The 22,569-nt window shown below is 70.0% G+C and carries 21 protein-coding genes; 13 read left to right on the forward strand and 8 right to left on the reverse strand.

Annotated elements, in window-relative coordinates; all coding sequences use genetic code 11:
• Positions 1-194: 194 nt before the first annotated feature.
• The 8 genes from C6Y14_RS40525 (at position 195) to C6Y14_RS40560 (ending at position 10,863) form a co-directional block, all read left to right on the forward strand.
• Positions 195-4,013 (forward strand): sensor histidine kinase, encoded by a 3,819-nt coding sequence (locus tag C6Y14_RS40525; protein ID WP_107021940.1) that lies wholly within the window; start codon positions 195-197, stop codon positions 4,011-4,013.
• A gap of 9 nt (positions 4,014-4,022) precedes the next feature.
• The gene (locus tag C6Y14_RS40530; RefSeq protein ID WP_055520031.1) at positions 4,023-4,436 is read left to right on the forward strand and encodes a roadblock/LC7 domain-containing protein; all 414 of its coding nucleotides are present in this window, start codon (positions 4,023-4,025) and stop codon (positions 4,434-4,436) included.
• Between the two features lie 102 nt (positions 4,437-4,538).
• Complete coding sequence (locus tag C6Y14_RS40535; RefSeq protein WP_055520025.1) at positions 4,539-4,937, forward strand: DUF742 domain-containing protein; 399 nt, start codon at positions 4,539-4,541, stop codon at positions 4,935-4,937.
• Positions 4,918-5,493: a GTP-binding protein gene (locus tag C6Y14_RS40540; protein WP_055520027.1), complete on the forward strand. Its 576-nt coding sequence runs from the start codon at positions 4,918-4,920 to the stop codon at positions 5,491-5,493. Before C6Y14_RS40535 ends, C6Y14_RS40540 begins: the two co-directional genes overlap by 20 nt.
• A gap of 383 nt (positions 5,494-5,876) precedes the next feature.
• The gene (locus C6Y14_RS40545; RefSeq protein WP_107021941.1) at positions 5,877-9,203 is read left to right on the forward strand and encodes a sensor histidine kinase; all 3,327 of its coding nucleotides are present in this window, start codon (positions 5,877-5,879) and stop codon (positions 9,201-9,203) included.
• Between the two features lie 10 nt (positions 9,204-9,213).
• On the forward strand, positions 9,214-9,627 hold the full coding sequence (locus C6Y14_RS40550) for a roadblock/LC7 domain-containing protein (protein ID WP_033321188.1): 414 nt from the start codon (positions 9,214-9,216) through the stop codon (positions 9,625-9,627).
• A gap of 92 nt (positions 9,628-9,719) precedes the next feature.
• The gene (locus C6Y14_RS40555; RefSeq protein ID WP_107021942.1) at positions 9,720-10,301 is read left to right on the forward strand and encodes a DUF742 domain-containing protein; all 582 of its coding nucleotides are present in this window, start codon (positions 9,720-9,722) and stop codon (positions 10,299-10,301) included.
• Positions 10,282-10,863 (forward strand): GTP-binding protein, encoded by a 582-nt coding sequence (locus tag C6Y14_RS40560; protein WP_006375305.1) that lies wholly within the window; start codon positions 10,282-10,284, stop codon positions 10,861-10,863. Before C6Y14_RS40555 ends, C6Y14_RS40560 begins: the two co-directional genes overlap by 20 nt.
• Positions 10,864-10,940: 77 nt before the next feature.
• On the opposite strand, the gene C6Y14_RS40565 is transcribed toward C6Y14_RS40560, so the two are convergent.
• From C6Y14_RS40565 to C6Y14_RS40575, 3 genes are all read right to left on the reverse strand, one after another.
• Positions 10,941-11,156, reverse strand: coding sequence for a hypothetical protein (locus C6Y14_RS40565; RefSeq protein ID WP_225891525.1), 216 nt, complete (start codon positions 11,154-11,156; stop codon positions 10,941-10,943).
• Positions 11,157-11,182: 26 nt separating this feature from the next.
• The gene (locus tag C6Y14_RS40570) at positions 11,183-11,503 is read right to left on the reverse strand and encodes a DUF6247 family protein (RefSeq protein ID WP_107021944.1); all 321 of its coding nucleotides are present in this window, start codon (positions 11,501-11,503) and stop codon (positions 11,183-11,185) included.
• 136 nt (positions 11,504-11,639) lie between these two features.
• Positions 11,640-11,969 (reverse strand): hypothetical protein, encoded by a 330-nt coding sequence (locus tag C6Y14_RS40575; protein ID WP_107021945.1) that lies wholly within the window; start codon positions 11,967-11,969, stop codon positions 11,640-11,642.
• 160 nt (positions 11,970-12,129) lie between these two features.
• On the opposite strand from C6Y14_RS40575, the gene C6Y14_RS40580 reads away from it, so the two are divergent.
• Both C6Y14_RS40580 and C6Y14_RS40585 read left to right on the forward strand, forming a co-directional pair.
• Positions 12,130-12,981, forward strand: a complete 852-nt coding sequence (locus tag C6Y14_RS40580) for a helix-turn-helix domain-containing protein (protein ID WP_225891526.1) — start codon at positions 12,130-12,132, stop codon at positions 12,979-12,981.
• A 9-nt stretch (positions 12,982-12,990) separates the two neighbouring features.
• Positions 12,991-13,176, forward strand: coding sequence for a DUF397 domain-containing protein (locus tag C6Y14_RS40585; RefSeq protein ID WP_107021947.1), 186 nt, complete (start codon positions 12,991-12,993; stop codon positions 13,174-13,176).
• 76 nt (positions 13,177-13,252) lie between these two features.
• Here C6Y14_RS40585 and C6Y14_RS40590 read toward each other — a convergent pair whose 3' ends face one another.
• The 4 genes from C6Y14_RS40590 to C6Y14_RS40605 all read right to left on the reverse strand — a co-directional run bounded on the left by C6Y14_RS40590 (position 13,253) and on the right by C6Y14_RS40605 (position 18,170).
• Positions 13,253-13,447 (reverse strand): acyl-CoA carboxylase epsilon subunit, encoded by a 195-nt coding sequence (locus tag C6Y14_RS40590; RefSeq protein WP_107021948.1) that lies wholly within the window; start codon positions 13,445-13,447, stop codon positions 13,253-13,255.
• Positions 13,448-13,504: 57 nt separating this feature from the next.
• Complete coding sequence (locus tag C6Y14_RS40595) at positions 13,505-15,097, reverse strand: acyl-CoA carboxylase subunit beta (RefSeq protein WP_107021949.1); 1,593 nt, start codon at positions 15,095-15,097, stop codon at positions 13,505-13,507.
• A gap of 154 nt (positions 15,098-15,251) precedes the next feature.
• Positions 15,252-17,627 carry a polysaccharide lyase 8 family protein gene (locus C6Y14_RS40600; RefSeq protein ID WP_107021950.1) on the reverse strand — a complete coding sequence of 792 codons (2,376 nt, stop codon included), beginning with the start codon at positions 17,625-17,627 and terminating at the stop codon, positions 15,252-15,254.
• Positions 17,628-17,630: 3 nt separating this feature from the next.
• Positions 17,631-18,170, reverse strand: coding sequence for a hypothetical protein (locus C6Y14_RS40605; protein WP_107021951.1), 540 nt, complete (start codon positions 18,168-18,170; stop codon positions 17,631-17,633).
• Positions 18,171-18,435: 265 nt separating this feature from the next.
• On the opposite strand from C6Y14_RS40605, the gene C6Y14_RS40610 reads away from it, so the two are divergent.
• The 3 genes from C6Y14_RS40610 to C6Y14_RS40620 all read left to right on the forward strand — a co-directional run bounded on the left by C6Y14_RS40610 (position 18,436) and on the right by C6Y14_RS40620 (position 20,920).
• Entirely contained in the window at positions 18,436-19,044 is a 609-nt protein-coding gene (locus tag C6Y14_RS40610; RefSeq protein ID WP_107021952.1) for a YceI family protein, read from the forward strand.
• A gap of 432 nt (positions 19,045-19,476) precedes the next feature.
• Positions 19,477-19,971, forward strand: coding sequence for a GNAT family N-acetyltransferase (locus C6Y14_RS40615; protein WP_107021953.1), 495 nt, complete (start codon positions 19,477-19,479; stop codon positions 19,969-19,971).
• Between the two features lie 166 nt (positions 19,972-20,137).
• A complete protein-coding gene (locus C6Y14_RS40620; protein WP_107021954.1) occupies positions 20,138-20,920 on the forward strand; it encodes a serine protease in 783 nt (260 codons plus the stop codon).
• 128 nt (positions 20,921-21,048) lie between these two features.
• On the opposite strand, the gene C6Y14_RS40625 is transcribed toward C6Y14_RS40620, so the two are convergent.
• Positions 21,049-22,398 (reverse strand): hypothetical protein, encoded by a 1,350-nt coding sequence (locus C6Y14_RS40625; RefSeq protein ID WP_107021955.1) that lies wholly within the window; start codon positions 22,396-22,398, stop codon positions 21,049-21,051.
• Positions 22,399-22,569 lie beyond the last annotated feature (171 nt).

Here is a 22,569-nt window from a genome sequence, read left to right on the forward strand (position 1 = left end):
TGGAATTCCTCGGACCGCCGCAGGAACGACCCGGCGCGCAGGGGCGCAACGCAGCGCCGAGTGGCGGCGGGAAAGGGGAACCTGCGCCGGTCACTCACGACCACCACTGGGAGTGCTTTCAGGGCGCTCCCAAGACGCCGACACCGTCCCACCGTTCACGCGGAGGGGCGCCTGGTCCAGAGGTTGCGACGCTAGTGCAGGGACGTTTCAAGAGGGATGGCAGCGCTTCGGCGGAGCCGGAGCCGCAAGGCGGGACTGGCCCCAGGGCAGTCGGCTCCTCGCCCCAGCACGCCCAGAACCCGGGACCGGCGCAGGCCGGCAACAGCGGTGACCGCTCCTCGCGGCCCGGTGCGCCCAAGGGCGCCCAGGGCAAGGGCGGTCCGAACGCGGCGAACGGTGCTCCCGGCACCCCGGCACCCGCGCCGCCCAAGGCGAAGGGCCCCAGCGGCCCCGGCTCGCGCATAGCACTGCGTAACTGGCGCATCTCCACGCGTCTGGTCTCGCTGCTCGCGCTGCCCGTGGTCGCGGCCACCTCGCTGGGCGCGCTGCGCATCAGCGACACGATGGACGAGATCCAGCAGCTCGAAAACATGAAGCTGCTGACCGACATGACGAAGCAGGCGACCGAGCTCGCCGCGGCGCTCCAGACGGAGCGCGACAAGTCGGCCGGTCCGCTCGCCAACGGCACCAAGGCCAGCGACGTCACGATCAAGGGCCTCCGCGACAAGACGGACCGTGCGCGTGCCGCCTTCCTGGAAGGCACCCACGAGCTCGACGACGCGGACAACAACGAGAACCTCGACGGTGTACGCGACAACGTGGTGGCCATCGCCACCCAGCTGAACACCCTCAACAAGGTCCGTAACAACGCCTTCCAGGACGAGGACAACTCGTCCCAGTCGGTGGAGGCGTACCACCGCCTCATCGAGCAGCTGCTCGGTCTCTCCCAGGACATGGCCGAGGCGACCAGCAACCCGGAGATGATCCAGCGCACGCGCGCCCTGGCGGCGTTCTCCACCGCCAAGGAGTACGCGTCGGTCCAGCGCGCGATCATCGCGGCGGCCCTGCCCTCCACGAACAAGACGTTCGGTGAGCTCTCCCCGAACGACCGGCAGTACGGCCTCTCCGCCTTCGAGAACCAGAAGTTCGAACTCACGAGCTTCGCCAACATCTACGAGGGCAACGCCGACCAGCTCACCAAGCCGCTCGACGAGCCGAGCCCGACCATCAAGGACGCCGACGGTTATCTGTCGCGCGTCCTGCAGCGCAACAACGGTCTGCAGCTGCAGGCCAAGCGCTCGTACCTGGACTGGGTGGACGCCGACTCCGCCAAGATCCTGGAGATGTCGAAGATCGAGCTGACGCTCCTCAACCAGATGGAGCAGAAGGCCCGCGAGCTGCGCAACGAGGCCGAGCAGGAAGCGATCATCTCCGGTGCGCTGATCCTGCTGGTGCTCGGTGTGTCGCTGGTCGGCGCCTTCGTGGTGGCCCGCTCGATGATCCGCTCGCTGCGCCGGCTGCAGGACACCGCGACGAAGGTCGCCCAGGACCGGCTGCCCGAGCTCGTCAAGCAGCTCTCCGAGTCCGACCCGCAGGACGTCGACACGTCCGTCGAGTCGGTCGGTGTGCACTCCAAGGACGAGATCGGCCAGGTGGCCGCGGCCTTCGACGACGTGCACCGCGAGGCCGTACGACTCGCCGCCGAGCAGGCCCTCCTGCGAGGCAACGTCAACGCGATGTTCACCAACCTCTCGCGCCGTTCGCAGGGCCTCATCCAGCGTCAGCTCTCGCTCATCTCCGAACTGGAGTCCCGCGAGGCCGACCCGGACCAGCTGTCCTCCCTGTTCAAGCTCGACCACCTCGCGACCCGCATGCGCCGTAACGGTGAGAACCTCCTGGTCCTCGCCGGTGAGGAACCCGGCCGACGCTGGACCCGCCCGGTCCCGCTGGTCGACGTGCTCCGCGCCGCCGCGTCCGAGGTGGAGCAGTACGAGCGCATCGAACTCTCCTCGGTGCCCACCACCGAGGTCGCCGGCCGCGTGGTCAACGACCTCGTGCACCTGCTCGCCGAGCTGCTGGAGAACGCCACGTCGTTCTCCTCCCCGCAGACCAAGGTCAAGGTCACCGGTCACGCGCTGCCCGACGGCCGCGTACTGATCGAGATCCACGACACCGGCATCGGCCTCTCGCCCGAGGACCTCGCGGCGATCAACGAGCGGCTCGCCTCGCCGCCCACCGTGGACGTCTCGGTCTCGCGCCGCATGGGTCTGTTCGTGGTCGGCCGGCTGTCGCAGCGGCACGGCATCCGCATCCAGCTCCGCCCGTCCGACTCCGGTGGTACGACCGCGCTGGTCATGCTGCCGGTCGACGTCGCCCAGGGCGGCAAGAAGGTTCCGGGCAACAAGCAGGGCCAGGGCGCTCCCGCCGTCGGCGGTCCGGCGGCGGCGCAGGCCGCGGCCGGTGTCGCGGCGGCCCGCCGGGGCGGTGCCGGCAGCGGTCCCGCTCTCGGCGCGGGTGCGCAGGGACAGGGCAACGGTCAGGGCAACGGCGGCCGGCTGAACCCGCCGCCGCAGCGTGGCCAGGTCGGAGCGGGTTCCGCGCCGCGGGCCGCACTGCCCAGGCCCGAGGCGGGCGGCCGTCCGGGTGGACCGGGTGCGCAGGGCGGAAACCGCAACCAGCAGTCTCCGCAGCAGCCCCCGTATCCCCCGCAGGGCAGGCCGGCACCCGCGGGCGCCGGTGCCCAGCAGAGCTTCAACGGCTTCGGGAACAACTCCGGCGGCCAGCAGGACCTGTTCGGCGGCAACCGCCAGGACACCATGGGCGGCAACCGCGGCCCCGGTTCCGGGCAGCAGCCCCAGCAGCGGCCCGCCGGCAACGGCGACCAGGGCCGTCGCCCCCAGCAGCAGTCTCCGCAGCTGCCGCCCCGCGGCGGCCCGCGCGCCGAGCTGCCGGGCGGCAACCCGCAGCCGCGGGTGCCCAGCTGGAGCGACGACAACGCGCAGCCGCCGGTGCCGCGTTCCGCGCAGGACGCCCCGCGCGGCCACGAGGAGCCGGACGTCACCTCGCAGATGCCGCGGATCGACGACCGGCAGGCCGGACCCGCGTCCACCGCCGAGTTCCAGCGGCCCGATTACGACGCCCCGCGTCCCGGCGCGAACGCGCCGCAGGACAACGGACAGTTCGTCCGCACGGACGTGTTCGGTGCGCCGAACCACTCCGGTGCGGGGCACAACCCGCAGGCGGGCGGCCAGTACAACCGCCAGGACCCGGCGCAGTACGCCCCGAACGGGTACGACACCGGGACCAACGGCAACGGCCAGTACGCGGCGCCCGCCCAGCAGGACACCGGGCAGTACCCGGCGCAGGGCTACGGCGAGCGGCAGGACGGTGGCACCGGTCAGTTCGAGCGGCCGGCCAACGGCAACCGCCCGCCGCAGCAGCGCCCGCAGGCGCGCCGCCGCCCCGCGCTCCCCCCGGAGCCGGACAACAGGACCGCTCCTCAGCGGCCCGACGAGGTGCGGGGGCCGAACGACGGCTGGGAACTGCCGCCGGCGACGAGTCCCGGCGACGGACGTACACCGCTGTACGACACCCTGGAAACCAACTGGTTCAACCAGGCTCAGGGCGGCGACGGCGCCCAGAACGAGCAGACGCCGCAGCAGCCCGTACAGGCTCCCGCGGCCCCGCAGCGTCCGGCACCCGCCGGCGCTTCCGCCTCTTCCTGGCGGACCACTCCCAATGACGAACTCGGCCGTCAGGCCGAGCGGGTACGCCAGCCCTCCGCGGGTGGCGTGACCGTCTCGGGTCTGCCGCGCCGGGTCCCCCGCGCGAACCTTGTCGCGGGAACGGCTCAGCAGCAGCAACAGCACCAAACCGGTCCGCAGGTCTCGCGTGCGCCCGATGACGTACGTGGACGGCTGACCAATCTTCGTAGGGGCATTCAGCAGGGGCGCCAGGCCGGTACCGGCCAGACCGGCAGCTTCCCCAGCCCCACTCACCAGCAGGAGCGTTAGTTGAGCCAGATGAGCCAGGCGGCACAGAACCTCAACTGGTTGATCACCAACTTCGTTGACAACACCCCCGGGGTGTCCCACACCGTCGTCGTTTCCGCCGACGGACTCCTTCTGGCAATGTCCGAGGGCTTCCCGCGCGACCGCGCCGACCAGCTCGCGGCCGTTGCCTCCGGACTCACGTCCCTGACCGCCGGCGCCTCCCGCATCTTCGAGGGCGGCACGGTGGCCCAGACGGTCGTCGAGATGGAACGGGGTTTCCTCTTCCTCATGTCCATCTCGGACGGGTCCTCCCTCGCGGTCCTCTCCCACCCGGACTGCGACATCGGCCTCGTCGGATACGAGATGGCTCTGCTTGTGGACCGTGCGGGCGCAGTGCTCACACCGGATCTGCGGGCGGAGCTCCAGGGCAGCCTGCTCCACTAGCAAGGTTCTACCGAATACAGGAAAAACCGTCCGGCCGCCCTCCCCCCACCGGCCCCGTCAGACGGCACGACTGACCGACTTGCTGTCCCGCCCGGAGGATCCATGACCCCGCCCACCGCTTCTCATGATCCGTACGCTCATTCGTACGAGGATGAGGGCGACCAGCCGCTGGTACGTCCGTACGCGATGACCGGCGGCCGGACCCGGCCGCGCTACCAGCTCGCCATAGAGGCACTGATCAGCACCACGGCCGATCCGGCAGCGCTCATGGGGCTGCTCCCCGAGCACCAGCGGATCTGCCACCTCTGCCGTGAAGTCAAGTCGGTGGCCGAGGTCTCGGCTCTGCTCTCCATGCCCCTGGGCGTGGCACGGATTCTTGTCGCGGACCTCGCGGAGGCCGGACTCGTCGCGATCCACCAGCCTGGTGGCGACGAGAGCAACGGTGGCGCTCCGGCCGTGACACTGCTCGAAAGGGTGCTCAGTGGACTTCGCAAGCTCTGACGGAGGGCGGGCGACCACCTCCGCAAAGATCGTAGTGGCGGGTGGTTTCGGCGTCGGCAAGACCACGTTCGTGGGTGCCGTCTCCGAGATCAACCCGCTGCGCACCGAGGCCGTGATGACGTCCGCGAGCGCCGGCATCGACGACCTCACGCACACCGGGGACAAGACCACCACGACGGTGGCCATGGACTTCGGCCGTATCACCCTGGACCAGGACCTGATCCTGTACCTCTTCGGTACACCGGGTCAGGACCGCTTCTGGTTCATGTGGGACGACCTGGTACGCGGCGCGATCGGCGCCGTCGTCCTGGTCGACACCCGGCGCCTGGCCGACTGCTTCCCGGCGGTCGACTACTTCGAGAACAGCGGACTGCCGTTCGTCATCGCCCTCAACGGCTTCGACGGACACCAGCCCTACACTCCCGAAGAGGTTCGCGAGGCTCTGCAGATCGGGCCCGACGCCCCGATCATCACGACGGACGCCCGCCATCGTTCGGACGCCAAGAGTGCTCTGATCACGCTCGTCGAGCACGCCCTGATGGCGCGCCTGCGGTAGGGCCCGCCCTGCGGATGGCGTCCTGGGAGGCTCGGCATTCAAGTAGGCAACGCCGTACGAAAGTTGTCGTAGACGCATTGGAGCCGGCTGTGTCGTTTGACACGGTCGGCCTCAGTGTTCATAACGTTTCGACAGAGATATCGAGTGGTGCCGCCACGCGACGCGGTCGTCTGATGCCGCTGTGCTCACAAAAGCCCCGCCTTTTGGCGGGGCTCGTTCTTTATGTTCCGTTTTATCTGCGGTTCACGTCACCCGGAATCTTCGGTTCCGAGTGTTTGGACGAGCACACACTGACGTGCTGGAATGCCAGAACTGCCCAGTAGTAAGGGCCGGAAGACACACGCGGCACGACGAAGGTGCCGAGCCGAGAGGTTGTTGGTCGAGTGAGGCGAAGCAAGAACGGTCCCGAGCCGTCGGCACGGGGCAACTTCACCCCGCCGCCGCGCGGAGCGGCACCCGCACATGTGCCCGGCTCGGAGCCGACGGCCGCACCCCCGCCCAGCGGGGGCCGTCTGTCTCCGCGTAACTGGCGCGTACCGACCAGACTGAATGCCATCCTGCTCATACCCGTGGTGGTCGGCCTCGTCATGGGCGGCTTCCAGGTGAAGAGCTCGATCGACACCTGGCAGGAGGCCGAGGACGCGGAGAGCACCGCGCGCCTGGTCCGCGCCGCCCTCACCTACGGCGACAAGCTGTACGCCGAACGCGACATCACGGCCGCCCCCCTCCTGGAGGGCAAGGGCGAGAAGGACGCGACCGTCGTCGAGGCCCGCAGCGAGACGAACGCGGCGGCCGTCGCCTTCAACGAGGCCGCCAAGAACATGCCGGCCAAGGCCGGACTCGAACGCCGCCTCGCGATCTTCCGCAAGCAGGAGCCCAAGCTCGCCGCCCTGCGCGCGGCCGCGTACACCTCGAAGCTCAAGGGCGTGGAGACCGAAGAGGGTTACGTCGAGATCCAGCACCCGCTGATGGAGTTCGCCAACGAACTCGGTCTGGGCACCGGAAACATCACCAGCTACGGCCGTACGGTCTACGCGATCTCCCTCTCCAAGGCCGCTCTCTCGCTCCAGCGCTCCATCGGCACCCATCTGCTGATCAAGCCGGGGCCCTCCGAGGAGAGCCTGGCCAAGCAGCGCGTCGCCCTCACCTCGTACGCCTACCTCGAAGGCATCGCCATCGAGGAGTACATCGGTGGTGGTACGGAAAGCGACGCCGCCAAGCTGGAGCAGGCCAAGAAGCAGATCCAGACAGACGGCGCGGCGCAGGCCAAGGAGGCCGCGGAGACCGCCGCGGCCCGTGGGCAGACGTATGTCCCGCCGCCGTCCGGCGACACCGCCATGGTCAGCGGTATCGGCACGCTCGCGACGACCGACGCCAGTGCGCGGGTCGCGCTCGCCGACAAGGGCATCACCGCGCAGAACTGGTGGGCGGTCAACACCGCCAAGTACAACGCCTACCGCACCATCGAGGCGGACCTCGGCGACAAGGCCGTGTCCGAGGCCTCGACCATCGCCTCCGACGCCAAGCGCGACGCCTTCATCACCGGTGCCGCCGTCGTCATCGCCCTGCTCGCCGCGTTCATCCTGGCCGGCATGGTGGCCCGCCAGATGAGCCGCTCGATGCGCCAGCTGCGCAACGCCGCCTTCGGAGTGGCCGAACAGCGCCTGCCGATGCTCGTCGACCAGCTCTCGCGCACCGACCCGGGCCGGGTGGACACCCGTGTCCAGCCCATCCCGATCAACACCACGGACGAGATCGGCGAAGTCGCCCGCGCCTTCGACCAGGTCCACCGCGAGGCCGTACGACTGGCCGCCGAGCAGGCCCTCCTGCGCGGCAACATCAACGCGATCTTCACCAACCTGTCGCGCCGCAACCAGTCCCTGATCGAGGGCCAGCTGACCCTCATCACCGACCTGGAGAACAACGAGGCCGACCCGGACCAGCTGGAGAACCTCTTCCGCCTGGACCACCTGGCCACCCGTATGCGCCGCAACGGCGAGAACCTCCTGGTCCTCGCGGGCGAGGAGCCCGGCCGCCGCTGGGACCAGCCGGTCCCGCTGGTCGACGTGCTGCGCGCCGCCTCCTCCGAGGTGGAGCAGTACGAGCGCATCGAGCTGTCCGGTGTCCCGGAGGCCGAGATCCACGGCCGTGCCGTGACCGACCTCGTGCACCTGCTCGCCGAGCTCCTGGAGAACGCCACCACGTTCTCCTCCCCGCAGACCAAGGTCCGCGTCACCGCGACCCGCCTGCCCGACGGCCGCATCATGGTCGAGATCCACGACAAGGGCATCGGCCTCACCGCCGAGGACTTCGCGGACATCAACCACAAGCTGGCCAACCCGCCGACCGTGGACGCCGCGATCTCCCAGCGCATGGGCCTCTTCGTGGTCGGCCGGCTGTCCGACCGGCACGGCATCCGCGTCCAGCTGCGCCCCTCGGGCGAGCAGGCCGGCACGACCTCGCTCGTCATGCTCCCCGACGCCATCACCCACGGTGGGGGCGGCGACTACCAGGTGCAGCGCGACGACTTCACGGTCTCGCAGATCATCCCGGAGCCCGAGCAGCAGCCGCAGCCGCCCTTCGGCGGCGAGGAGTTCCAGAGCGCCCAGCCGGCCCTGCGCACGGCGGCCGAACTGGGCTTCGACGACAGCCGCTACAACCCCGAGGTCCCCGACGACATACGCGAGCTGGACCCGGTGGGCCGCTCGCTCATGCGTGAGGAGCGCCGCGCGGCCCTGGAGGCCCAGACGCACGGCCCCGACGGCGAGGCTCCTTCCTTCCAGGGCGAGTTCGACCCGCAGCAGGCCTACGACAACGGTGGCCAGGGGTACGAGAACGGGCAGCCCGCGTTCGACGACACGTCGGCCGCGTACACCGAGACGCCCGCGTACACCGACGCTCCCGCCTACGACCAGCAGACGTCGTACGAGGGACAGCAGCAGACGTCGTACGACGAGACGTACTTCCCGCAGGTCCCGCAGGCCGGCGGGTACCAGGAAGGCACCTACGCGGAGCCGGGCCAGGACGAGCAGCAGCCGGACCCGGCCGCCGGGCAGGACGCGTTCCCGCCCTTCCAGGAGCAGCCGTACCAGGACGACTGGCCGCAGCAGGACGCGTACCAGAACGGCTTCCCCGCCGAGTACGCTCCGCAGGCCGAGTCCTCGCAGACCGCTGAGGCGGCCGAGCAGGACAGCGTAGGCTTCGATGCTCCGGGACCGGTCCCCTCCAGCGCCCCCGAGCTCACCGACGCCGGACTTCCGCGCCGCGGAACCACCGACGCCGGACTTCCCCGCCGCGGAGCCACCGCGGCCGGCAAGCAGTCCGTGGGCCAGGAGTCACCGGCGCCCTTCGCGAACAACGACAGCAACGGCGGCGGCAGCAGCAACGGCACCGGCGGCAAGGGCGACTGGCGGTCGAACAACGACCAGATGTGGCACCGGGCCGAAGCGCTGAAGCAGCCCAAGGCGGGCGGGGTCACCTCCTCCGGCCTGCCGCGGCGGGTACCCAAGGCCAATCTGGTCGAGGGCACCGCGGAATCGACCCCGCAGGGCGGCCCTCAGGTCTCCCGTGCTCCCGAGGAAGTCCGGGGCAGGCTGAGCAGCCTGCGACGGGGCGTGCAGCGGGGCCGAGACGCAACCAGTGAAACGAACGGTCAGGCCACCAGGAACCAGCACGGTGGCCCTGACAGCACCTACAACCAGGAGCGTTAGTGTGAGCCCGATGAGCCAGGCGGCACAGAACCTGAACTGGTTGATCACCAACTTCGTGGACAACACCCCCGGGGTGTCCCACACCGTGGTGGTCTCCGCCGACGGACTCCTTCTGGCGATGTCCGAAGGGTTCCCGCGTGACCGCGCCGACCAGCTGGCGGCCGTCGCGTCGGGCCTGACCTCACTGACCGCGGGCGCGTCCCGCATCTTCGAGGGCGGGAGCGTGAATCAGACGGTTGTGGAGATGGAGCGGGGATTCCTGTTCATCATGTCCATTTCCGACGGTTCCTCACTCGCCGTTCTCGCACATCCGGAAGCGGACATCGGTCTCGTTGGGTACGAGATGGCCCTTCTGGTCGACCGCGCCGGTACGGTCCTCACCCCGGATCTGCGTGCCGAGCTTCAGGGGAGCCTTCTCAACTAGCAGACAAGCGATGCGTTTTGGCGTCCCGTGGCCGTAAGGTTTCGGGACGCGGCTCCACATTGATGGGCCCGGCACATTCGGAGGAGGAGAAAGTGGCAACACCCCCAGGCGGTTCGTCTTCGGGCAACTGGTCCTACGGCCCCGGCCAGGGCCAGGGCGGCGACGGTTCGCCGAACCGGTACAACTTTCCCTCCGCGCCGAGCCCCCGACGCCAGCAGCCCTACTCTCCTCAGGGTCCGGGCCCCTCTCCTTACGACCAGCCGCCGGCACCGCGCATCCAGCCCGTGCAGCCGCAGCGGCGCTCGCCCGAACCGTCTCCCGCGGGGAGCGCCAGCAATCCGCTGGTCCGCCCCTACGCGATGACGGGCGGCCGTACCAGGCCGCGATACCAGCTCGCCATCGAGGCGCTGGTGCACACTACAGCGCAGCCGCACCAGATGCAGGGGCAGTTGCCCGAGCATCAGCGCATCTGCAACCTCTGCCGGGAGATCAAGTCGGTGGCCGAGATCTCGGCCCTGCTGACGATTCCTCTCGGTGTGGCCAGGATCCTTGTCGCCGACTTGGCGGAGGCGGGCCTGGTCGCCATTCATCAGCCCGGCGGCGACGAGAACGCCGGCGGTCAGCCAGACGTGACTTTGCTCGAAAGGGTGCTCAGTGGACTTCGCAAGCTCTAGCGGAGGGCCTTCCCGCTCCACCACGTCCGCGAAGATCGTGGTGGCGGGCGGCTTCGGCGTGGGCAAGACCACGTTCGTCGGGGCCGTCTCGGAGATCAACCCGCTGCGTACCGAGGCCGTGATGACGTCCGCTTCGGCGGGCATCGACGACCTCACCCACACCGGGGACAAGACCACCACGACGGTGGCCATGGACTTCGGCCGTATCACCCTGGACCAGGACCTGATCCTGTACCTCTTCGGTACACCCGGCCAGGACCGCTTCTGGTTCATGTGGGACGACCTGGTACGCGGCGCGATCGGCGCGATCGTGCTCGTCGACACGCGCCGTCTCGCCGACTGCTTCCCGGCGGTCGACTACTTCGAGAACAGCGGACTGCCGTTCGTGATCGCTCTCAACGGCTTCGACGGCAGCCAGCCGTACAACCCGGACGAAGTCCGGGAAGCGCTCCAGATCGGCCCCGACACCCCGATCATCACGACGGACGCCCGCCACAGGGCGGACGCGAAGTCGGCGCTGATCACGCTGGTGGAGCATGCTTTGATGGCGCGCTTGCGGTAGCGGGTTTGCTTAAGTATGAGATGGGGCGCGGCAGCCGTTCACCGGCTGCCGCGCCCCATCTGCGTCGACCCGTGCGCTCAGATCGCGACCAGATCGATCACGTTGATCACTACGTGCCGGTTCGACACGACGTACGTGATGAAGCCGCCTTCGAAGGACGCCGACCAACTGCTGTCCCGGTTGCTCTGGGCGGGCGGTCCGAACGGGTTGAGGCTGAGCCTCTTCTCAAGGCTTTCGAGCGCCAGCCGCTGCGGGGCGGCCAGGGCGGCCTTGCGCCGAGCGGCTCGGTCCACGTACCTGATCGTGTACGCGCTCACGCTCACCTGCCCGTATCCACTGGGTTGTTGTCAGCGTCGAAGGGGCGCCCCTCCTCGTCCCAGAAGACGAGCCCCTCGGTGTCACCCTCGGTCATCCGCTTGATGGTCTGCTCGATCTCGTCGAGATAGCCCGGGGTCGCGGCGGCGCAGGCGAACGGCAGCCACTTGTCGAGTACGCCGTCAAGAGCCCGCTGATCGAAGTCCGCAGCGGCACTTAGCCAGTCCTGCTCGAATCCCTGCAACCAGTCCGGTCGCCGCTCAAGCGCGGCGCGAATGGCGGCCGGCGTTCTTTCGCAGGCGTTCGGGTCGACTTCGTGGGCCATGTTCGGCGACCTCCGGCGAGGAACGGGTGAGTCGCCGCCCACCGTAGAGGGGGTGGGCCCGGCCCCGCACCCCGGACGCGCGACGACGGCGTTCGAGTCGGTGCGTGAACGCCGACGGCCACCCCTGTCCGGCACGTCACGCAAGGAGACCACCTGCGTCCGACTCGGCCTGCGGCCACACGAGACTGCCTACGCTGCCGGGGCACCTGGAGACGAGCTGCGCGGCCCGCTCGGGGTTCCGCAGCGACATACGCAGTCCGCCGCTCTCGGTGGCGACCTGAGCGCTCCCGTCCCTATGGGCGAGACCCCACGCTGCGACGCGGGCGTCGCGGTCGCCGGCTTCGGTGGTCCACTCCTCGACCACGGCGAAGAGGCGCGGGGCGGTGGCGTTGACGAGGGCGCGGATCTCGGCGGTTAAGCCGTCGGGACGGTCGGGTACCGAGTGCCCCGGGGATACGGTGGACATGGCAATTTTCCTTTGCGCACGGGGAGTTGCTTGGCAGAACGGTAGTCATTAGCGCATAGATCTATGCTCAATATTCTGCATGTCCTATGCGGTTCACTCGCGTGAGGGACGCGCAGCGCTCCCGCGCGGACGGGTGAGACGGACAGGAGAGGGAGAAGAAGTGGCAGCGACCGGCCCACCCACGCTGAGGCAGCGACGCCTGGGAACCGAGCTGCGCAAGCTCCGCGAGCGGGCGGGGCTGAGCTCTACGGCGGGTGCCGCGCACATCGGCGTACAGCAGGCCCGGATGAGCATGATGGAGGCAGGACGGCACGGTGTCAGCGACGAGCGCGTACGCACGCTGGCGATCGCCTACTCATGCGACGACGGCGACTTGGTTCAGGCGTTGGCTGCGATGACCGGGCGCCGCGGCCGGGGCTGGTGGGACGAATACCGAGAACTGCTCCCGCCCTCACTTGTCGAGGTCGCCGAGTTCGAGGCCGACGCCACCGAACTGCGGATCGGCGTGGTTGCCACCATGCCGGGCCTGGTCCAGACCCTTGAGCATGCACGCGCGGCCTTCCGGCAGAGCGTCCCCGCGCTGCGCCCGTACGAGATCGAGCACCGTGTCTCGTTCCGCATCAAGCGTCAGGCGATTCTGTTCGCGGAGCGGCCGACCCCGTACACCGCGATCGTCCACGAGGCCGCGCTGCGGATGCGAGTGCGCCCTCCGGGCGTGATGCGCGATCAGCTTCTGCACTTGATCGAGATGAGCGAGCACAGAAACATCCGCATCCTTGTCGTCCCCTTCGACCAGGTCGATTTTCCAGCCTCAGGGCAGCCCATCAGTTACGCGTCAGGACTCGTCCCGCAGTTGGACACGGTCCTGCTCGACTCCGACCACGGCTGCGATTTCCTCGACGCCGAAGCCCAGTTGCACAGATACCGCTCCGTACTCGCCCGCATGGAAGCGTGCGCTCTCGCGCCCAGCAAGAGCCGCGACTTCATCCGTCATCTTGCCAAGGACCTGTGAGGGAACCACGTGCCCACCTACACCTGGCAGAAGTCCTCGTTCAGCACCGAGGGCGCGAACTGCCTCAACCTCGCCACCGCACCCGACGGCACCCTCCGCCTCCGCGAGAGTGACGACCCCGGCCGAATGCTGGCCCTGCGGCCCGAAGGGCTCTCCGCGCTGCTGGTGGCCGTCAAGCAGGCCCCCTCCCCCTGAGCGGTCCAGGGCCCGGAAACGGCAGTCGCCGGACGCGCTCCACGAGGAGCGGGCCCGGCGATCGGAAAGCTGGAGCTCAGCCCTGCCAGGAGTGCGGCGCACGGAAGCCGGGCGTGCGTTCCAGGCGGCGCCAGCCGGCCTTCGGGTGGGCTCGGTGGGTCGGGGCCTCGGCGGGCGCAGAGGCCGCGCGGGCCAGGAGGAGGGCCGTTACCGCGGCGAGTTCCTCGGGGCCGGCGTGGCCCTTCTCGACGCGGATATCAGGAATGTCCATGGGTGTCAGTCTCCGGGAGAGAGAGGTACGCGGGGTTGCCGTCATGAATCCGACGGGTTACTGCGGCGGGTTTCCGTGCTTGCGGGAGGGCAGGTCCGCGTGCTTGTTGCGCAGCATCGCGAGGGAGCGGATGAGGGTCTCGCGGGTCTCGGCCGGGTCGATGACGTCGTCGACCAGGCCGCGCTCGGCCGCGTAGTAGGGGTGCATCAGCTCTGCCTTGTACTCCTTGACCATGCGGATCCGCATCGCCTCGGGGTCCTCCGCCTCCGCGATCTGGCGGCGGAAGATGACGTTCGCGGCGCCCTCCGCGCCCATCACGGCGATCTCGTTGGTCGGCCAGGCGTAGGTGAGGTCGGCGCCGATGGACTGGCTGTCCATCACGATGTACGCGCCGCCGTAGGCCTTGCGCAGGATCAGGGAGATCCGCGGCACGGTCGCGTTGCAGTACGCGTACAGCAGTTTCGCGCCGTGGCGGATGATTCCGCCGTGCTCCTGGTCGACGCCGGGCAGGAAGCCCGGCACATCCAGCAGCGTGACGATCGGGATGTTAAAAGCGTCGCACATCTGGACGAAACGCGCCGCTTTTTCCGACGCCTCGATGTCCAGCACGCCCGCGAGGGCCTGCGGCTGGTTGGCGACGATGCCCACGACCTGGCCGTCGAGCCGCGCCAGCGCGCAGATGATGTTGCGGGCCCAGCGCTCGTGGACCTCCAGGAAGTCGCCGTCGTCGACGAGCTCCTCGATGACCTTGGTCATGTCGTACGGGCGGCTGCCGTCCGCAGGCACCAGGTCCAGCAGGACGTCGGAGCGGCGGTCCGCCGGGTCCTCGGACTCGGTGGCCGGCGGGTTCTCGCGGTTGTTCTGCGGCAGCATCGACAGGAGGTAGCGGACCTCCGCGATGCAGGTCTCCTCGTCGTCGTACGCGAAGTGCGCGACGCCGCTCGTCTCGGCGTGGACGTCCGCGCCGCCGAGGCCGTTCTGGGTGATCTCCTCGCCGGTGACCGCCTTGACGACGTCCGGTCCGGTGATGAACATCTGCGAGGTCTCGCGGACCATGAAGACGAAGTCGGTGAGGGCGGGGCTGTAGGCCGCGCCGCCCGCGCACGGGCCGAGCATGACGGAGATCTGCGGGATGACGCCGGAGGCGCGGGTGTTGCGCTGGAAGATGCCGCCGTACCCGGCGAGGGCGGAGACGCCCTCCTGGATACGGGCGCCCGCGCCGTCGTTGAGGGAGACCAGCGGCGCCCCGGCCGCGATGGCCATGTCCATGATCTTGTGGATCTTCGTGGCGTGGGCCTCGCCCAGCGCGCCCCCGAAGATACGGAAGTCGTGGGCGTAGACGAAGACCGTGCGGCCCTCGACCGTGCCCCAGCCGGTGATGACACCGTCCGTGTAGGGCTTCTTGGCCTCCAGGCCGAAGCCGGTGGCGCGGTGCCGCCGCAGCTGCTCGACCTCGTTGAACGAGCCTTCGTCCAGCAGCAACTCGATCCGCTCCCGGGCGGTCAGCTTGCCCTTGGCGTGCTGCGCCGCGGTCGCCTTGTCGCTGGGTCCGCGAAGAGCCTCCGCACGGATCGCCTGCAGCTCGGCCACGCGCCCACGGGCATCCGCGGGTTCGTCGGCCAAGGATTCGGTCTCGTCCAAAACGGTCATGTAGTGACCTTACGAAGTCCACCAAGGAAAGCGGGCCGTCGACTCTGTACAGTCTCCGGCCCGTTTTACTGGTAGCCCTGAACAGAACCCTGCCCGCATGCAGGCGATCCGACTGCTCAGGGGCCCTCTGGCTTGTAGGGGTCGCACAAAGCGCTCAGCTGAGAGTCACCTCACACTCCATCGATGCGCATACCTTCCCTGGAGTGACGCGCAGCCTGAGCCGGCGTCCCGTCGCGAGTACCTCGATGCCCGGATCCGCGCGCACGACCCCGCGTACGGGACGGTCCCAGAGCACCTCCAGGGCCTCTCCGGTCCGCGGTGGCTCGCTCACGCAGAGGGTCGCGGTCCTGCCCCGGCGGCGTACGAGCACGCTCGCGGGGGCCGTGACGGTGAGCGGACCGGCCGTTCCCGGGCGCCAGAAGTTCGCCGCGAGGAGCCCCAGCGCCGGTACGGAGACCGCCTGGCGGCCGGAGTCGTTGGCGAGGACCGACAGCCGGTGCCGGTCGGCGGCGCGGGCGGCGACCGTACGGCGCGAGGCCCCGGGCAGCACGACGTACGCGTACGAGGCGTCCACCGGGTCGGTGCCGTGGTCGAGCCACAGCGTCTGCCAGCGGCGGGTGCGGCGTTCGGTGGTGGAGGTGGTGTTGATGTCGGACCAGGCGCCGGTGCGGTCCTCGCGGAGGGTGCGCAGGGCGGGTCCCGCCAGGACGACCCAGCCGCCGTGGCCCTCCAGGTGGGCCCAGCCCGGACCTCGTACGAAGGCCTGGGTGCCGCCCTCCCCCAGGTTCCTGTTGTCGACGACCGTCTCGACCGGGACGCCGTCCGTGGCGGTGATGCCCGCGCCGAGGCAGACGATCGCGTCGTCGAGGCAGAACCACGACTTACGGGCCTGGAGGGTCGAGCCGAGGCCCAGCAAGTGCTGCCCGACGGCCGCGAACTCCCCGTCCGTCGTGCCGCCGACCCAGCGCGGCGGAGGCTTGGGCTCGCCCCACTCACCGCCGGCCCGGTCGGCGAGCCGCTTGGTGGACACGGTCGTCCCGGGCAGCCGGTACCAGTCGACGGTCGGCCAGTACCAGTCCGTGTACTGACCGGACCCGCCCGATGGACCGGACCGGCTCCCGTCGGCCCACCAGTAGAGCATTCCGGCACCCGTGTGCCAGCCGCGCGGGTTCTCGCCGTTGCCGCACTCGTAGTACGCGATCCGCTCGCTCGCCATGGAGATGTTCGCGGTGAAGCCCGCGCCCTTCCCGGAACCGGTGCCGGAGCCCCGGTGGACCGCCCGGTCCATGGCCGCGAAGAGGTGGTGGCCGGCCGGTTCGGGCGCGGCCGGGAGGGCCGAGTCGGCGACGGCGTGCAGCCGGGCCAGGTCCGCGACCCCGAACTGCCGGGCCGTCAGGATCGGTGTGACCGTGTCCCGCTCGATCCAGCCCTTGATCCTCCCCTGCCAGCGCTCGCGTTCCGCGGCGCTCGCGCCCTGGGCGAGGAGGGTGATCGCGGCGATCAGCGCCTGCCCGTGGAAGTGGTCGCTGCGCATGACCTGCCGGTCGTCGCTCTTGAGGTAACCCCGGCTGATGGCACGGCCGTTGACGCTGTCCATCATCAGCCCGTCGTGGATCAGCGGCGCGTACGCCTGCTCCACGCTGTCGAGGATGATCTGCCGGCCGGGATCGGTCACTTCCCACGGCGACCCGGCGAGCAGCGCGAAGAGCCGCCCGAGCCCGTCGAGCATGACCTGCCCGTACGTTCCCGAGTACGCGACCCAGGTGTGCTGGACGAACGACCCGTCGGCGTAGAGCCCGTCCCCCTTCGTGACGTACGGGAAGACCGGGGAGAGCGCGTCCCGGGCGAGCGCGATCTTCTCGGGGGCGCGGCCGAGGATGCCGCGCAGGGCGACGGAGCGGCACAGGTCGACGCGGTTGGCGCCGGTCGAGGTGCCCGTGTAGTCGCCGAGCATGCTGTCCGGGACGAAGTGGTCGACGGCGGCGCAGGCGGCGGCGACCTGCGCGTCCGACAGCTCGCCGTACAGTGCGGCCACGATGTCCATGAGGAGGCGGGGGCTGCCGATCTGCCACTCCCACCAGTTGCCGTAACGAGTGGTGGAGGGGTTGTAGACGGTGGCGGAGAGGTGGTCGAGGCCGCGCAGGACGTCCGCGAGCAGGCCCGCGTCGCCGGTGGACCCGGTGCCCTCCTGGACGTACGCCTGCGTCATCGTCCACAGCCTGCTGTAGGCCTGGGTGATGCCGGCGGGCGGGTCGTACGGGTAGCCGGGCCACAGCGAGTTCACCGTCGGCGCCATGGACGCCCGGAATCCGCGGGCCAGTTCACCCGTCTCGGCGAGGCGGGACGCGTACGGCTCGGTGGCCGGGTCGTAGCCCGCGCCGAGGGCGATCTCCAGCCAGCGGCGGCGGAGCGTGTCGTAGGGGTCGTCATCGGCCGCGTGGGCGACGGGGGCGAAGGGGGCGGACGCCAGGAGCGGGACGGCCGGTGCGAGCGCCGCCGCCAGCAGGAACGTACGTCTGGTGGAGATCATCTTCTAGCAGCCGCCGCAGTTGTAGTAGAGGACGTCCCAGTGGTTGCCCTCGTCCGCGTAGATGTTCCCCGAGCCCGACTGGTACTGAAGGGCTCCGTCGCCGCGCGGGCCGATGTAGGTGAACGTGTTCTTGATGTAGTTCGTGACGCAGGTGCTCTTGGCGTAGTCGAGCTTGTAGCCGTTCCAGTGGGAGTACGTGCCGCTCGCGTGGCCCGTCTCGGTGCCGCCGGTGATGTTCAGGGCGCAGCCGGTGGCGCTCTTCAGGGTCTGGGCGCCCTCGGCGGTCGCGAGGTTCAGCTGGGTGAAGGACGTACAGGTGGGGTTGTCGCGGTCCGAGCAGCCGCCGGAGGACGACCAGGTGATACCGGACCGGCTGAACATCGAGGTCGCCGTGGCGTGGCTGATCTTCGTGACCGCGACGGCGGCGGCACCGTTGGAGGGAGCGGTGGAGGGAGCGGCGATGGCCCCCGTCGCGCCGCCGAGCACGACGGCGGCCGGGGCGGCGAGGAGGGTGAGGGCGGTCAGGGCGGAACGGAGCTTCATGGGGGGCCTTCCTGCGGACGACCGTGCCTGCTGCGGGACTTGGGGCGGCTGTGCGGTGGAGCAAGGCGATCGTGCCCGAGGTCTACACGTGTCCACCAGTGGGGCGGCGGACCACCTTAGGAGTAGACCAATGGCAACCGGGTGTAACCGGGGCAACACGCCGCGACCACAGTTGAAACCCGTAGGGAATAGGTCTATGGTCGCTCTAGTTGAACGTTAAACAGCTTCGGCACAGGGCCGGAGCTCGTCCCCCAAGGAGCCAGTCATGGGAATCTTCGGCCGCAAGGACACCGACACCGCAACCGCGACGCCCGCCGCCGTGAGCCCCGACCTCGCCGCTCTGACCGGCGACTACACGATCGACCCGGCGCACTCGACGATCGGTTTCGTGGCGCGCCACGCCATGGTCACGAACGTCAAGGGCGGCTTCCAGGACTTCACCGGCAGCCTGCACCTCGACGGCGCCGACCCGTCGCTGTCGACCGCGACCATCGACGTCAAGATGGACAGCATCAGCACCGGCTCCGACGACCGTGACGGACACCTGAAAAGCGCGGACTTCTTCAAGACCGAGGAGTTCCCCACGATGACCTTCCGGTCCACCGCGGCCGAGGCGCTCGGCGGCGACGACTACCGCATCACCGGTGACCTGACGATCCTCGGCACCACCAAGCCGCTCTCCATCGACCTGGAGTTCAACGGCGCGGCGAAGGACCCGTTCGGCAACGAGCGCGTCGGTTTCGAGGGCAAGGCCGAGATTCTGCGCTCGCAGTGGGGCCTCACGTGGAACGCGGCGCTGGAGACCGGTGGGGTGCTGGTGTCCGACAAGATCAAGCTGACGTTCGACATCTCGGCGATCAAGAACGCCGCCTGAGTCAGGTGGCGGGCCACCGGATACCCGGGTTCCGCCCGGCGGCCCGCGTCCGTCACCGCCTGGGGGCTCCGCCCCCTAGACCCCCGTTGCGCAGTTCCCCGCGCCCCTGGGGGTGCCCGAGTACGCCCGCCCTCCGACTCCCTGTGAGCGGAAGGCGGGCGCTCGGCTGTGCGGGCCCCATGGGGGCGCGGGGAGCCGCACGATCGGTTGGCGCGCCCAAAAACGGGCCTCGACCCCAATCACCCCAGGGGCGCGGGGAACCGCGCAATCAAGTGGCGCGCCCAAAACGGACCCCGACCCCCACCCCCCAGGGGCGCGGGGAACTGCGCACCGGGGGTTCGGGGCGGAGCCCCTGGGCGGTGACGGGGTGCCGGGGACGCTGCCGCGGATATACCGGTGCGGCCCCGCCGACCCGCGCGTTAATCTCCGGCCATGACATGGCTGCCCACCGACTTCGCCCACCCCCTCCACGCCACCCTGCCCGGAGGGCTACACCTGCGGCCGATCTCCGGTGACGACGCCGCGATCGACTACCCGGCGGTGATGGGCTCCAGGGACCGGCTGTGGTCGATCTTCGGGGAGGCCTGGGGCTGGCCCGCCGACACGATCACGTACGAGGCCAACAAGGCGGACCTGGAACGGCACGCGGCCGAGATCGAGGCGCACGAGTCCTTCAACTACGTGCTGTTCGACGAGGCGGAGACCACCGAGTACGGGTGCGTGTACATCGACCCGCCGGAGAAGGCCGGCGCCGACGCCGAGATCTCCTGGTGGGTCGTGGACGAGCAGGTGGGGACCCCGCTGGAGCACGACCTGGACGCCTTCGTGCCGCGGTGGATCGCCGAGGCATGGCCCTTCGAACGGCCCCGGTTCATCGGCCGGGACCTGTCGTGGAAGGAATGGCTGGCCCTGCCGGACCACCCCTGACGACGGCCCGGACGCGAACGGCTGGTTTTCACCCCTTGTGGCGGTGCTCACAGCGTTCCCATAATCCTTCAACAGAAATTGACCGGCTCATGACGAGTCCAACGGGATTTCTTTCGCCGGACTTGGCATGCGCCTGTCACTTCCACCCCCCACGGAAGGCATCGCGTTGAAGAACCTCCTCAGGACACTCAAGAGATGCGCGGTCGCGGCCGCCGCCACCCTCGCGGTGGTCAGCCTCCAGCCCCTCTCCACCGCACAGGCCGCCCCGGCGCCCGTCGTCGGCGGAACCCGTGCCGCGCAGGGCGAGTTCCCCTTCATGGTCCGGCTCTCCATGGGCTGCGGCGGCGCGCTCTACACCCAGCAGATCGTGCTCACCGCCGCGCACTGCGTGGGCGCCACCGGCAACAACACGAGCATCACCGCCACCGCCGGAGTCGTGGACCTCCAGTCCACCTCCGGCCGGGTCCAGGTCAGGTCCACCAAGATCTACCGGGCCCCCGGCTACAACGGCAACGGCAAGGACTGGGCGCTCATCAAGCTCGCCACGCCCATCAACCTGCCGACGCTGCCGATCGCCACCACCACGGCGTACAACTCGGGCACCTTCACCGTCGCCGGCTGGGGTTCGGCCACCGAGGGCGGCGCCCAGCAGCGCTACATGCTCAAGGCGAGCGTGCCGTTCATCAGCGACGCCACCTGCCGCACCTACAGCGGTTACAGCGGCCTCGTCGCGAGTGACGAGATCTGCGCCGGTTACGCCGCCGGCGGTGTGGACACCTGTCAGGGCGACTCCGGCGGCCCGATGTTCCGCAAGGACAACGCCGGCGCCTGGATCCAGGTCGGCATCGTCAGCTGGGGCATAGGCTGCGCCCGCGCGAACGCCCCCGGCGTCTACAGCGAGGTCTCGACCTTCTCCTCCGCGATCGCCTCGGCGGCGGCGACTCTCTGACCCACACGGACCCACCCGACCCACGCAGACGCACGCGGACCCACGCATGCGGTACGCCGCACGCGGGCCCGGCGCCGAACCGCGCCGGGCCCGTGTGCGTACCGGCGCCCGCCCCGTGGATCAGAGGGTCAGAATCCCCCGCCGAAGTCGCTGCCGCCCCCGCCCCCGAAGTCCCCGCCACCGCCGCCGTCGAAGCCCCCGCCGAAGTCGTTGGAGTCGAAGTCGGCCCCGGACACGTCCCCGCCCTCGTATCCGCCACCGCCGAAGTCCCCGTAACCGGAGCCGTAGTCCGCCGCGTACGCCGGGCCCGCCATCATCGAGCCGAGCACCGTGCCGACGAGAAGGCCGGGCAGGATGCCGCCGCCGAAGTAGCCGCCCGCCCAGGGGCCGTACGCGGGGCCCGCGTCCCAGTAGGGCCGCCGCCCGTACTCCGTGTCGACCTCGCGTACGGCCGGGTCGGTGCCCTCGGCCAGCCGGACCTGGTCGGCGGCACAGACGGGCACCTCGCGGGCCGCTCCGCCCGCCGGCGTCCAGGCGGCGTCGGCGACCGAAGGCCCGTGGCGCGGGTCGAAGAAGCAGGGCGCCCGGCGCTCGGGAACCGGCTTGCCCTCGCGGCGCGCGGCGAGCACGGCCAGCGAGAAGCGCCCGTCCTCCAGCGCCTCGGTGACCCCCCGCACGTCCTCGGGGCGGGTGGCCGCGGCCATGAAGGACTTCGCCTTGTCGTACGCGTCGAGGGAGCGCTCGTAGTCGGCGCGCATCGCGTCGTCCGCGCCGGCCTCGGCGGGGTGGAAGTCGAGCCGGTCGAGTTCCTCGCCGAAGGCGGTGATGTCCTCGTCCACGACGACGCGCAGCCGGTCGAGCGCGGCCCGCCGCTCCGCCTCCTTGCGGCGACGGTTGCGCCGCATGAGGGCGTACGCGCCCGCGCCGGTCGCCACGACGACCGCGCCGACGCCGATCAGGGCACCGGTGTCGACACCGCCGCCCTCGCCCTCGCTCCAGCTGCCGGGCGCGGAGCCGCCGACGTTGGCGAGGGCCCGGTCGGTGAAGTGGTTCAGCTGGGTCAGGGCGTCCTCGCCGCGGACGCTGGTGACCAGGTTGCGCACGGCGGTGTTCGGCATGACGGAGGAGTCGGCCTTCGCGTCGAACCGGGAGCCGAGCCGGATCGCGTACAGGCCCGTGACACCGGTGTCCGTACGCAGGTTCTGGAAGAGGTTCTCCGTGGGGAAGTCCCCGGGGAGGACGGCGACGAACAGCGGCTTGTCCGCCTTCTCGATCTTCGCGGCCAGGGCGTCGGCGTCCGCGTCGGACAGGACCCGGGCCATGGACGGATCGACGTACACGGGACGCTCACGCAGCGCGTCCGCGACGGCTGAGACGCCGGTGGCGTCCGTGGCGGCGTGGGCACGGATGCCCCCGACGCCCAGCGCCGCGAACGCGATCAGGAAAACGGCCAGTCCTCGTGCCAGTACGCCCGTCATACCCCGAACCTACTCCTGACGGCCGCAATTCGGCGGCCCACACCTCCTGGCACCGGGGCCGCGGACCTACGTGCTTCCAGGGGCGCGGGGCTGTGTCCATATGCGGCTCCGCCGCGTGGGCGCGACCGGCCCCCACCGGGCCCGCAGACGAAGAACATCGCGGGCCCGATG

This window comes from Streptomyces dioscori (genome assembly GCF_003024195.1).
Lineage (GTDB): Bacteria > Actinomycetota > Actinomycetes > Streptomycetales > Streptomycetaceae > Streptomyces > Streptomyces dioscori.